Below are 13047 nucleotides of genomic sequence, written 5' to 3'. Positions count from 1 at the left end.
TATGAAAAAGTTCAAAGTTACCGTAATCCTTTTTGTTATGGCGTGTATGCCAGCATTAATTAGGGCCCAAGAAAATAAAGTTGTAACGCAAGTTGGCACCTACCTAGAAGCCAATGGCACTATGCGGCAATACGCAGATGCTTACCAACAACTTTTGATTTTGATGGAAAAGCAATACCCTAAAACGGAAGCTAACAAAAATGGCTGGACTTTTTTAGAACGAAACGAACCAAAAGCGTTGATGGAAATTAAAGATTTGTTAGCGCCCATTTACATTCAGCATTTTACGGAAGAAGAGCTGAATCAGATGTTTAGTTTTTACACTTCTGATACAGGTAAACAGCTTGTAGCAAATAAAGAAGAATTGACAGAAGACCAACGCAACACGATACAAGACTTCTTTTATTCACCTGTTGGTCAAAAACTAAACGAAAAAAAAGCAGCGCTAACTAAGGAAATTGCCGCGGTGTCTGAATATTGGAGTAAGGATTTGTACCAAACTGCGGTGCTGCTCTTGCAAGGAGAATAATGGAACATATTTTACAAGAATTACCACAGAAAGCACGCGAAAAACATAACGAGAATAAAAAATTCTTTGCCAAGCTTAAAAAAAAGCCGCCTAAGGATTTAGATTATGTTATGGCAGATTTACATCAAGAGGAGTTTGAACGTACAGATTGTTTAACGTGCGCCAATTGCTGTAAAACTACTGGTCCTTTATTTACAAATGCAGATGTAGAACGGATAGCCAAATCTTTTAGACAAAAGCCTTCTGTGTTTATTGAAAATTATCTGCGTATAGATGAAGATAATGATTATGTATTACAACAGCTACCTTGCCCTTTTTTAGGGGCAGATAATTTTTGTTCTATCTATGATGTCCGTCCTAAAGCCTGTAGGGAGTTTCCGCATACAGACCGGAAAAAATTTCATCAAATTAGTAATCTTACCCTTAAAAACGTAGCTATTTGCCCAGCGGCTTATAACATTGTAGAAGCCATGAAGGCTAAATTGTAGCCATGTTAATTAAGAGTAATCTCGGTAAATTTATTTTTTTGGTATCTTGTTAAAGAACACCAATCTAAACTGCCATGGAAAGTGTTATTACCTATTTTGAAAACATACCCTCCTTACACCGTACCTTAATTTTGGTAGGTGGTATTACGTTTTTTTGGATTCTAGAAGGGATTTTGCCACTGTTTACCGTTGGTTACAAAAAATGGAGGCATGCATTGCCCAACTTATTTTTTACTTTAACTACTATAGTCGTCAATTTTCCCTTAGCTTTTTTGCTTTTGAAAGCCTCTAGATGGACCATTGAAAATAAATTTGGAATTATAAATTGGTTACCAGAAATGCCGCTCTGGCTATATGTAGTTTTGGGGGTATTGCTCTTAGATTTAATAGGTGCGTATACGGCTCATCTAGTGGAACACAAGGTTAAGCCCTTGTGGATGGTGCATTTAGTGCATCACTCAGACCATCATGTAGATACTACCACCGCCAATAGGCATCATCCGTTAGAGAGTTTTATACGTTATATTTTTACGCTAATAGGTGTGTTTCTTGTAGGTGCTCCTGTAGGCATTATAATGCTATATCAAAGTTTGTCTGTGGTGTCTTCTCAATTTAATCATGCTAATATATCCTTGCCCAAACGAGTGGATAAATTACTAAGTTATATTCTGGTATCCCCAGACATGCACAAGGTGCATCATCATTATGTGTTGCCTTACACCGATTCTAATTATGGGAATATATTTTCTATTTGGGACCGTGTTTTCGGTACTTACATGGAACTAGACAGAGAAAAGATTGTATATGGTGTGGATACTTTTCCAGATGAAAAAGAGAATAGCAGCATTAAAGGGCTCTTAAAACAACCATTTCATAAATACCGCAAACCAACAACTGGTTAAACCCTATTCTTAACCCAAAGATTACATTGTTTTTTGTAGTTTCACTGGCTTAAATTAAGTTGGTAATGAAGTGGATTTTATTCGTTTATGGTGCACTAGCGATACATTTTTTAGGAATAGCACAAAACCAAACGTATGATGAGGTTTTGGCCAAAGAAATAATTGCCAATAGTATAGAAAATACCAGCAGTGCTCAAGAGAAACCTTACGTGATTATGGTTTCTTTAGATGGCTTTAGGTATGATTATGCAGAAAAGCATAATGCCAGTAATATTCTAAAAATGGCACAGCAAGGATCAAGTGTACAGCGTTTATTGCCATCCTTTCCGTCCAAAACATTTCCAAACCATTATACGTTAGCCACAGGATTATATCCGCAGCATCATGGTATTGTAGCCAATTCTTTTATTGATACAAAAACCAAAAAAAAATATAGTATTGGTAATAGAAATGCTGTGGAAGATGGTAGTTGGTACGGTGGATTGCCGCTTTGGAATTTAGCACAGTTGCAAGGCATGGTTGCGGCTTCTTTCTTTTGGGTTGGTAGTGAGGCTAATGTAAATGGTTTGCATCCTAAATACTATTACCAGTACGATAAAAAATTGCCGTACGATTTACGGGTAAAACGTGTGTTAGATTGGTTAAAATTACCAGAAAGTCAACGCCCGCATATGATAACACTCTATTTTTCTTTGGTAGATACCCAAGGGCATAGATTCGGTCCTAATGGCAAAGAAACAAAGGAGGCAGTACAATATGTAGATGAGCAAATAGGAGCTTTAAGAGGAGGGATAGCTGCATCTGGTTTGCCAGTTTATTTAATTGTTACGTCTGACCACGGTATGGCAGAAATTAAGAATCTTATCAATGTAAAAGATTATATAGACGTGCCTAAAGACCAATTTTTTGGTGGTCCCGTGGGAATGATTTATACTAAATCAGAAGAAGAAAAACAGCGGTATCTAACTAAGTTAAATGCACAAAAAGGTTTTCTTACCTATGAGAGAGAAGCGGTTCCAGTTTACCTCAATTTTAATAAAAACAGTAGAATTGGGGATTTAGTCCTAATTGCGGAACCCCCTTATACCTTTACGCATACAGAAAGTAATAAAAGAGAATTTGATAGGATTGAAGGTACGCACGGGTTCGACCCCTTCGTAATAAAAGAAATGGGTGGTATTTTGTATGTAGAAGGTCCACGAATCAGAAAGAATACAACTCTAGCTCCTGTAGAGAATATCCATATTTATCCCCTAGTCGCAGAATTATTAGGATTAAAGATGCTAATGCCTGTGGATGGTAAATTAGAAGTCTTAGAACCTATGTTGATAGACTAAGGATACAACAAATAATTCGCCCTTATTTTTTTAAAATCCGCTATTTGTGGTTGCCAACTTGCCTGTATTGCAGTAGCGGAAAGTCCATCCATTAATTGTTTTTGTAATTTTTTAGTGCCTGCATGCTTGGTAAATGAGTTGGTTAAAAAAAACTTTTCTTTAGCAAGGCAATGGTTGTAAGCTGCTACTAGATATTCCATACTAACCTTATTCAATCTTGGAGTATTAGATAAATCCATGCCATAACATTTTTTACCCTTTTCCTTAGGAAATTTTGACCCAAAATTGGGTTGTGGTGTATATGAAAAATGTAACTGCGTACTATCTAAAAAAGAGGCTCCAAACCGTTGAAACTGATGTTCCGTGCCTCTACCTGCGTTTATGTTTGTGCCCTCAAACAATCCTAAAGAAGGATATAACTGTATGGCTTGGTCGTTAGGTAAGTTTGGAGAAGGACGTATAGGTAAGGAATATGCTGTGGTATGTGTGTAGTTTTTTAAAGGGATAACGGTAAGTTTCGCCTTAATTCCTTTGGCTAACCATCCTTTCTCATTAATCATGTTGGCATATTCTCCAATAGTCATTCCATATACCAAGGGTATTTCTGTCATCCCTAAAAAGCTAGTGTGTTCTGCTTCCATGGTAGGGCCATCTATGTAATGGGCATTAGGGTTAGGTCTATCTAATACCACAACAGGAATATCAGCTTCTGCACAAGCTTCTAAAACTAATTGCAAAGTGGCAATGTAGGTGTAAAAGCGTACTCCAACATCTTGTATATCAAACAAAACAACATCTATATCTTGCAATTGGGTTGGGCTAGGTTTTTTGTTTTTTCCGTATAACGAAATTAAGGAGAGACCTGTTTTGGTATCCTTACCGTCCTTAACTACCTCGCCTGCATCTATATTTCCCCTAAAACCATGTTCAGGGGCAAATACTTTTTGTAGTTGAATTTTATGCGCTAAAAGAGAATCGACCAAATGGGTGTAGCTACCATCTTTCTTAAAAATTACAGAAGTTGGGTTTGCCACCAAGGCTACTTTTTTGTCTTTCAAAAGAGGTAAATAAGCTTCTGTTTGGTTGGCAGCTAAAACCAAACTGGTATCTTTTACTGTTTTTATAGGTGTTATTGTTATATCCTCCGTTTTTTTTGCTTGTCCGCATGCCATCAGCACACAACTAAACCATAAAACTGTACATTTGAATTGAAATAAAAATGGCATTCGTTGAATTTAGAGTTATTTATTGCCAAACGTCTAATTACAGGCAAGGGAGATAAAAGTAGTATTTCTGCTCCAATCATTAAAATTGCAATTGCGGCAATTGCAATTGGGGTGGTGATGATGTTGATTGCCCTTGCTAGTGGCGCGGGATTAAAAGAAAAGATTAGGGAAAAGATAGCGGCTTTTAATGGGCATATTCAGATATATAACTATGATAACAATCGTTCTGATGTTTCTGTAGAAGCCCTATCCTTACAACAAGATTTTTATCCTGAATTTACCTCGGTAGAAGGTGTAAATCACGTACAAGCTGTTGCGGTTAAGGCAGGCATAATCCGTACAGAAAAAACCTTTGAAGGTATTTTAGCTAAAGGTGTTGGCGCAGATTTTAAATGGGATTCTTTTAATGAATTCTTAGTGGAAGGCAAATTACCAAATTTCTCTGGAGAACTAAACCAAGAAGCATTACTTTCTAAAGTACTTGCTCAAAAATTAGAATTAAAGGTAGGAGATACATTTCTTGCTATTTTTCTTAAAGAAGGAGACCCATCTAGACCACCAAATAACCGCAGATTTACCGTTAAAGGTATATATGAAAGTGGTTTTGAGGAATTAGACGCCTCTTACATTTTGGTTGATTTAAGGCATATACAACGTATGAATCGTTGGAATGAAAACCAGATTGGACATTTTGAATTTTTTTTAGATGATTTTGATAAGCTGGAGCAAAAAACAGGAGAGATTTACGATAAAACCCTGTCCACTTTAGATACACAAAATATTAAAAACAAGTATTTCAAAATTTTTGAATGGTTACCACTGTTCGATTTTAATATTGCTCTTATTATAGGTATCATGATTATAGTGGGGGGCATTAATATGATAACGGCTTTGTTGGTCCTTATTTTGGAGCGCACGCCCATGATTGGGGTTTTAAAGGCTTTGGGTTCTAGCAACTGGAGCATCAGAAAAATGTTTTTAATCAATGCTGCCTATCTTATTTTTTTAGGATTGTTCTGGGGAAATTTACTGGGCTTAGGTCTAATTTACCTTCAAAATAGATTTCAGTTTTTAAAATTCCCGAATCCAGAAGAATACTACGTTACATATATTCCAGTATCTATAGATGTGCCTACCATTATTATTTTAAATGTAGGAGTTATGGTACTTTGTTTACTTATGTTACTTATTCCGTCTTACGCTATCTCCAAAATAGCGCCTGTTAAAGCCATTAAGTTTGAGTAGGTTTGGAGTTGCACTAAACTTAGTATCTTGCTTTTTAAATGGGACACTACCTTTTAGAACAACATTTTAAAAATTCGGTTCAACTTACAGAAGAAGAATCAACAGCTATCTGCGATGCTTTCACACTAAAAAAATATCAGAAAAAAGAATTTGTTTTTACCCAGGGCAGTATTGTTAATCAGGAGTTCTTTGTAGTTTCTGGTTGTTTCAGAGTTTTTACCTTAGATAAAAAAGGGAATGAGAGTACACTCTATTTTGCTGTACAAAATTGGTGGTTAATGGATATTGATAGTTTTATGAACAATACACCATCTAATCTTAATGTGCAAGCGCTAGAAGATAGTGAAGTCCTTTTCATTTCAAAAACGGATAAATTAGCGTTGTATGAGGCATACCCTGTAGTAGAAAAATTATTTAGGGTGATGTTTCAAAAAGCTATTGTAGCATGGCAACGCAGGTTGATACGAAATCATTGTGAAACCGCCCGGGAACGCTATGGATACTTTATAACTACGTATCCAGAAATAGCGGCTAAACTTACAGACAAGCAAATTGCTAGCTACCTTGGTATTACGCACGAGTTTTTAAGTCGATTTAAAAAAGAGAATAGTTTAGAGTAGTAAAAGTAACTTTTATGTGCTAACAGGATATAGCTTAACTTTAAGGAACTAACACAATACAACATGAAAACCAATACACTTATAACCATGTTAGTACTTTTAGGGTGCTACATGCTAAAAGCGCAACAATTAACCAAAACAGAGAAAAAGCTAGTAAAGACGGTTGCAAAAAATAATTCAGAGGCATTACAATTTTTAGAAGAGGTAGTAAATATTAATAGCGGTACGTTAAACTTAAAAGGCGTGCAAAAGGTAGGTAAAGTTTTTAAGGAAGCTTTTGATGCTATCAATTTTAAAACGGAATGGATAGCTATGCCAGAAGAAATGAATAGAGCAGGGCATTTGTTTGCAGAAACTAGCGGAAAAAAGGGCAAAAAAGTATTGCTTATAGGGCATTTAGATACGGTTTTTGAAGAAGACAGTCCTTTCCAAACTTTTACCATGGTAAATGATTCTATAGCCCATGCTCCAGGTGGTAACGATATGAAGGGCGGTAACGTAATAGTGTTATATGCCTTAAAAGCATTACATGAAAATGGTTTATTAGGAGATGCACAGGTAATTGTTGCTTTTACTGGGGACGAAGAAAGTACAGGTAGTCCTTTATCGGTTAGCCGCAAAGATTTAGTTGATGCAGCAAAGCGTAGCGATGTTGCTTTGGGGTTCGAAACTTCTACAGGGTTTAATTATGCTACTGTGGCAAGGAGGGGTTCATCTGGCTGGGCAGTAGAAGTTACGGGTAAACGTGCCCATTCTTCGGGAATATTTAATGAAAGTGTTGGTGCTGGGGCCATTTTTGAAATGTCTAGAATATTGCATCAGTTTTATACAGAAGTAAAAGGAGAAGATTTATTAACCTTTAATCCTGGTGTGCTCTTAGGGGGTACCTTTTTAAATTATGACACAAAAACAGGGAAAGGAGATGCATTTGGTAAAACAAATGTGGTTGCGCAATCTGCAGTAGTACGTGGTGGATTACGTTTTATTTCTGAAGAGCAGAAAGAAAGAGCAAGAGATAAAATGCGCGCCATTGTCAAAGAAAATTTGCCACAAACAACGGCAGAGATTACGTTTAAAGACAGTTACCCAGCCATGCAGCCTACGGTAGGTAATCAACAATTATTAGCAACTCTTAATCAAGTTAGTTTGGATTTGGACCAAGGAGAAGTAGTTGCTTATGACCCAGGTAAGCGTGGAGCCGCAGATGTCTCTTTTGTGGCAAGTTATGTAGATTGTTTAGACGGTTTAGGAACTATGGGTACAGGGGCACATACCCCAGAAGAAACCGTAAATCTTAATACCTTTGAAGCATTGACTAAAAGAACGGCAGTTTTAATTTATAGACTCATCAATCAATACTAAAAATGACAACATTAACATTAGGAACACAGTCTGTACAGATAGATAAAGGAGAATTAGTAAGCTATAAAGTTTCTGAGCACGAATTTATGCATCAAAAAGGAAGTCCAGGTTGGGGCTCCACAGATACAGAAATGTTCCCTATTATAGGTCCTGTGAATGAAGCTAGATTTATGGTTCAGGTAAATAAAGGGCAAGCCATACAGGACCAACATGGTTTATTGCGTCAGTTTCCGTATCAGCTACAAGAGGCAAACGCTACAAAAGCTGTTTTTGTCAAAGAATATAAGGCAATGACGCCGATAGAAAATAGTAAATATCCAGAAAAAAGCAATCGCAAATTTTTGGTTTGGCCTTATGATTTCAAGTTTACTAAAACCATAGAACTTACGGAAGAAGGAGTCTTGATTAGCTTTTTAGTAGAAGGTGATAAAGATATGCCTTACATGCTAGGGTATCATCCTGCATTTAATATACATACTACAGACCCAAGAATAATAGCAGGGGATACCACAATTACTTTAGATGAGGTTTTAGCAGTAGGCAGTAGAGCTCTGGAAGTGCCAAACTGCAGTAGTATTACGCTCAAAGACGCTAAGGAGCTTACAATTACTACTACGGGTTTTGGAAATTTTATGTGTTGGACAGAGGTGCGTAACATGGTGTGTATAGAACCCATAAGTTTTTACCCATACGCTGTGCCACAATCACAATTGCATGAGGGGTTTGAGCACTTGCATGCTCCAGTGAATTTTTCGGTTAAGTTAACACCTAGTAGTTAACTAAATTTTTGTTGCAATTGCCGCACTACCTGTGCAGTTTCTTGGTGTTTTGCACGGTTTTGTAAGTAAATAGGGGCCGCAGCTCGCTCAGCACAGTCAGCAATAGAACAGCGCTCGCAGGTGACCCCAACATTCATTTGTTTAATTGCAGGGTCTTTTAAAAATTTAGCTTTCTTGCTTAATGTATCGGTAACTTGCAATCCAATACTTACACTGCGGTATTGACTTTCTTTAAAGGGGTCTTTGGTGGCAGAAGCCAAAATAAGATAGGACAATTGGTCATCTGGGTAATGAGACACTTGTAAATCCATAATATGTTCCTCGTTCTGGGTGGCAATGTCTTTTAAAACCCGTATAGAAGCCCATCTGCGGCAGTATTTTTCATTCGTCTGGTTCCCGTGAGGAGAATGCTGATGGGTAAGATGCAATTCCTTAGTAATATCATAACGCGTGCTACCCTTGGTATGAGAAAATCGTAGAAAAAATAAGTTCTCTAGTTGGTAATCGTGGGGTAGCAAATTGGTTAATCGTTGGTATAAAGATTCTGGAGACGCATTATAATTACTACGTATTTCAGATAAAAAAGATTTGTCAAACGCTGTTTTAGCTAGCATTTGGTCAATCTGTTGCTTCAGCAAATTTCTAGGGATTAGTAATGCGCCCGCAAAATAAGAAGCGTAAAAGTTGTTCAGTACTTGATCAAAATGGTCAAAATTTATCCAACTAAAAGTATAGAGGCGTTCTGTTATTTTTAAGTAATTATAGCCAAGTTCTTTAGCATAGATAAATGTACGTTGTGGTTCATCTATATGGCTAGCGATTAAAAGAGTTTTCGTTTTTGGTACAAAGACGGAACGCAAAGAATCTAACTCTTTATGTTTATTTAAATCATCATTATTTATAGTGTAACCGTATTCCTCTACCAATATTTCTTCTAGTTCATTAGAAGAAACGCTCTTACCTAAATCTACATGGTACGCTTTGGCAAAATCTACAACAGCCTGTTCCAATTCTGGAAAGTAATTATTATTCGCTTCTTGAAAAGAGCGTAAAGAGGCTAAGTAAAAGCTCTCTTTGCCAAAGTTGTATTGTTTAGCAATTTCTATGATGGTGCTGATAAAAGCATTGACCTTTGTAGGGGCATTAGCAACTATTTCTATTAAGTCGCGCTCCTTTACACCAAATAAGTCGAGCGGAATTTCTTTTAATATTTTAGATTGAAATAGCTGACCAACCGGTGCTAGATTCTTATCTAATTTAAGGGAAACTAGACTGTCATAAGGGATTTCTAATTTCTCTGCTAGTAGAATGATTTTATCCGTTTTCGGATATTTTTTTCCCTTTTCAATCTCGTTTAAGTAGGATTTAGAAAGTCCTGTAAGCTTTGCTAAGCCAAACAAAGACAAGTCTTTCTTAAGTCGAAGCTGCTTCAACTTAAGTCCAAAAATCAGTTTTATATACTCTTCTTCCATTATTCTTAATCAAAAGTACAATTTTTTGCGAATTATTTAAAAATAGCGAAAAATATAAAAATGGCGAACGTTCGCTTGTTTTGTTTCAAAGTTTGATCTATTCTTGTTGCAACAAAAACAAAGAAGTCATGGAAGAAAGTATGATGACCACTTCGGAAATTCAGTTCGCGGATAACGTTAAAAACTATTATCCAGAATTATTGACAGATGGTGCCTTGGATTTTTTGATTGCGTTAAATAGCAAATTCAACAAGGCCAGATTGCAATTGTTGCAAGAGCGCGTCAAGGCGCAGGCAAAATTAGATGCGGGCGAGTTTCCTACGTTTCCGGTAGAGACAGAGCAAACAAGAAATATGGAGTGGCAAGTGCCGCACATACCAAAAGATTTGCAAGATAGGCGAGTAGAAATTACTGGTCCTGTAGATAGAAAGATGGTCATTAATGCTCTCAATTCTGGGGCAACCACATTCATGGCAGATTTTGAAGACAGCAATGCGCCAACTTGGTACAACTGCATGTTAGGACAGCAGAATTTATTAGAAGCTAACTTAGGCACTATTAAGTTTTATGATAGCAAGAAAGGTAAGCAGTATGAGCTTAATGAAAATCCGGCGACCTTATTGGTTAGACCAAGAGGATTGCACTTAGATGAAAGTCATTTGTTAGTTAATGGTGAGGAAGCTTCTGCTAGTTTAATAGATTTTGGCTTGTATGTTTTTCATAACACACGTGTGCTGTTAGAAAAAGGCAGTGCACCCTATTTTTACCTGCCAAAATTGGAGCATTATTTAGAAGCAAGATGGTGGGATGAGGTTTTTACCTATGCAGAAAACTATTTAAAAGTGCCTAGAGGTACCTTCAAAGCAACTGTTTTAATAGAAACAATTACAGCTAGTTTTCAATTAGATGAAATTATTTATGAGCTTAAAAACCATATTGTAGGACTAAACTGTGGCCGTTGGGATTACATATTTTCATACATTAAAAAATTTAGAAATCACCCTCAATTTATTTTGCCCAATAGAGACCAGGTAACCATGACGGCGCCCTTTATGGATGCCTATTCTAAACGTGTAATTCAACGTTGTCATAAAAGAGGAATTTTAGCTATCGGTGGTATGGCGGCACAAATTCCAATTAAAAATAATCCGTCTGCTAATGAAAAAGCAATGGAAAAGGTGCGTGCAGATAAAGAAAGAGAGGTTAAGAATGGTCATGATGGTACTTGGGTGGCTCACCCAGCTTTAGTGCCAATAGCACTAGAGGTATTCAATAAACACATGCCTAGTAATAACCAAATGCATGTAATGAGAGCGGGTGAGCAAATCACAGAACAAGATTTAATTGCCATTCCTAAAGGTAGCATTACAGAAGAAGGTATTAGAAAAAATATCAATGTTGGCATACTTTATATAGAATCCTGGTTGTGTGGGCAGGGCTGTGTAGCATTATACAATTTAATGGAAGATGCAGCTACTGCAGAAATTTCTAGAACTCAGATTTGGCAGTGGTTAAAGTATAATGTTAGGCTAGATGATGGTCGTAGCTTTAAAAAGGAATTATACGAGACCATTTTTAAGGAGGAAAAAGAAAAGATTAAGCATTTGGTGGGCGAAGCCAATATGCATAGCACACAATTTAATAAAGCCTTTGAGCTGTTTGATGAATTGGTGACCAATAGAGAATTTCAAGAATTCTTAACATTAAAAGCGTATACAGAAATCATTTAAACAAAAAAAATCCCAAGCGTGGGCGAACACATCTTGGGATAGATATCAATTTCGAAAAATTAAAATTATGGAAAAAAAAGAAAAGATCCAACAATTGGTAACAGATTGGACGGTTAATCCAAGATGGAAAGGAGTAGAAAGACCATATACCGCAGAGGAGGTAATTAATCTAAGAGGTTCTTATGATATTGATTATTCTGTGGCAAGGTTGGGTGCAGAGAAATTGTGGACAAAATTAAATAGCCAAGATTGGGTAGCTGGTTTAGGTGCGTTAACGGGGAACCAAGCAATACAAGAGGTAGAAGCAGGTTTAGAAGCTATTTATTTAAGTGGATGGCAAGTAGCAGCAGATGCTAACCTTGCGGGAGAAATGTACCCAGACCAATCTCTTTACCCCGCTAATAGTGTGCCGATGGTGGTTAAACGTATAAATAATGCACTATTACGTGCAGACCAAATACAGACGGTAAATGGGGTAGAAGATAAAAAAGATTATCTAGTACCTATAGTTGCAGATGCAGAAGCAGGATTCGGAGGGAATTTAAATGCGTTTGAGTTGATGAAGGGGATGATTGAAAATGGAGCTTCTGGTGTACACTTTGAAGACCAATTAAGTTCTGCTAAAAAATGCGGACACTTAGGGGGTAAGGTATTGGTGCCTACTCAAGAGGCGGTGAATAAGCTTATTGCAGCAAGATTGGCAGCAGATGTTATGAATGTACCCACTATTATAATTGCTCGTACAGATGCTGATGCCGCAAATTTACTAACGAGTGATATTGATGACAGAGATAAGAAGTTTGTAACAGGAGAACGTTCTCCAGAAGGTTTCTTTTACGTAAAAAATGGTTTGGAGCAAGGCATAGATAGAGGATTGAGTTATGCACCTTATGCAGATTTAATTTGGTTAGAAACTTCTACCCCAAACTTAGAGGAGGCTAGAAAATTTGCAGAAGCCATCCATGCTAAGTTTCCTGGAAAAATGTTGGCATACAACTGTTCTCCATCATTTAACTGGGCCTCTAAATTGAGTGTTCCAGAAATGGAAACTTTTAGAGAGGAATTAGCTGCTTTGGGGTATAGATTTCAATTTATTACCCTTGCTGGTTTCCATGCCTTAAATACCAGTATGTTTGAGTTGTCCAAGGCGTACAAAGAAAGAGGTATGGCAGGGTACTCAGAACTCCAAGAAAGAGAATTCTCATTACAAAAGCATGGCTTTAGAGCTGTAAAACACCAAGCTTTTGTTGGCACCACTTATTTTGATGCGGTGCAGAATACGGTAACCTCCGGTAAGGCTTCTACGGTAGCCATGGAGGGGAGCACGGAGACGGCTCAGTTTATGTAGGTTGTTGTA

The 13047-nt window shown here is 37.1% G+C and carries 12 protein-coding genes; 10 read left to right on the top strand and 2 right to left on the bottom strand.

Annotated elements, in window-relative coordinates; genetic code table 11:
* Position 1: 1 nt before the first annotated feature.
* The 4 genes from FBT53_RS10665 (at position 2) to FBT53_RS10650 (ending at position 3256) form a co-directional block, all read left to right on the top strand.
* Positions 2-529 carry a DUF2059 domain-containing protein gene (locus FBT53_RS10665; RefSeq protein WP_136951176.1) on the top strand — a complete coding sequence of 176 codons (528 nt, stop codon included), beginning with the start codon at positions 2-4 and terminating at the stop codon, positions 527-529.
* Positions 529-1017: a YkgJ family cysteine cluster protein gene (locus tag FBT53_RS10660; RefSeq protein WP_136951175.1), complete on the top strand. Its 489-nt coding sequence runs from the start codon at positions 529-531 to the stop codon at positions 1015-1017. The genes FBT53_RS10665 and FBT53_RS10660 overlap by 1 nt, the downstream gene beginning before the upstream one ends.
* Before the next feature lie 74 nt (positions 1018-1091).
* Entirely contained in the window at positions 1092-1919 is an 828-nt protein-coding gene (locus FBT53_RS10655; protein WP_136951174.1) for a sterol desaturase family protein, read from the top strand.
* A gap of 65 nt (positions 1920-1984) precedes the next feature.
* Positions 1985-3256, top strand: coding sequence for an ectonucleotide pyrophosphatase/phosphodiesterase (locus tag FBT53_RS10650; protein ID WP_136951173.1), 1272 nt, complete (start codon positions 1985-1987; stop codon positions 3254-3256).
* Here the strand turns inward: FBT53_RS10650 and FBT53_RS10645 are convergent.
* Positions 3253-4482 carry an exo-beta-N-acetylmuramidase NamZ domain-containing protein gene (locus tag FBT53_RS10645; protein WP_136951172.1) on the bottom strand — a complete coding sequence of 410 codons (1230 nt, stop codon included), beginning with the start codon at positions 4480-4482 and terminating at the stop codon, positions 3253-3255. The two genes, FBT53_RS10650 and FBT53_RS10645, sit on opposite strands and share 4 nt — an antisense overlap.
* A 3-nt stretch (positions 4483-4485) precedes the next feature.
* Here FBT53_RS10645 and FBT53_RS10640 point away from each other — a divergent pair, with 3 nt between their 5' ends.
* From FBT53_RS10640 to FBT53_RS10625, 4 genes are all read left to right on the top strand, one after another.
* Positions 4486-5727 carry an FtsX-like permease family protein gene (locus FBT53_RS10640; protein ID WP_136951171.1) on the top strand — a complete coding sequence of 414 codons (1242 nt, stop codon included), beginning with the start codon at positions 4486-4488 and terminating at the stop codon, positions 5725-5727.
* Between the two features lie 38 nt (positions 5728-5765).
* Complete coding sequence (locus FBT53_RS10635) at positions 5766-6347, top strand: Crp/Fnr family transcriptional regulator (RefSeq protein WP_136951170.1); 582 nt, start codon at positions 5766-5768, stop codon at positions 6345-6347.
* Between the two features lie 63 nt (positions 6348-6410).
* Positions 6411-7709 carry a M20/M25/M40 family metallo-hydrolase gene (locus tag FBT53_RS10630; protein WP_136951169.1) on the top strand — a complete coding sequence of 433 codons (1299 nt, stop codon included), beginning with the start codon at positions 6411-6413 and terminating at the stop codon, positions 7707-7709.
* A 2-nt stretch (positions 7710-7711) separates the two neighbouring features.
* Positions 7712-8488 (top strand): aldose 1-epimerase, encoded by a 777-nt coding sequence (locus tag FBT53_RS10625; protein WP_136951168.1) that lies wholly within the window; start codon positions 7712-7714, stop codon positions 8486-8488.
* On the opposite strand, the gene FBT53_RS10620 is transcribed toward FBT53_RS10625, so the two are convergent.
* The gene (locus FBT53_RS10620; protein WP_136951167.1) at positions 8485-9960 is read right to left on the bottom strand and encodes a helix-turn-helix domain-containing protein; all 1476 of its coding nucleotides are present in this window, start codon (positions 9958-9960) and stop codon (positions 8485-8487) included. The two genes, FBT53_RS10625 and FBT53_RS10620, sit on opposite strands and share 4 nt — an antisense overlap.
* Before the next feature lie 128 nt (positions 9961-10088).
* Here FBT53_RS10620 and aceB point away from each other — a divergent pair, with 128 nt between their 5' ends.
* Both aceB and aceA read left to right on the top strand, forming a co-directional pair.
* Positions 10089-11690 carry a malate synthase A gene (aceB, locus tag FBT53_RS10615; protein ID WP_136951166.1) on the top strand — a complete coding sequence of 534 codons (1602 nt, stop codon included), beginning with the start codon at positions 10089-10091 and terminating at the stop codon, positions 11688-11690.
* Between the two features lie 67 nt (positions 11691-11757).
* Positions 11758-13038, top strand: coding sequence for an isocitrate lyase (gene aceA, locus FBT53_RS10610; RefSeq protein WP_205729042.1), 1281 nt, complete (start codon positions 11758-11760; stop codon positions 13036-13038).
* Positions 13039-13047: the final 9 nt, after the last annotated feature.

The sequence above is a fragment of the Flavobacterium sp. ASW18X genome (assembly GCF_005144745.1).
Classification (GTDB): Bacteria; Bacteroidota; Bacteroidia; order Flavobacteriales; family Flavobacteriaceae; genus Croceivirga.
The sequence above is the reverse complement of the archived record's forward strand: the minus strand, read 5'-3'. Positions and strand labels throughout refer to the sequence as shown.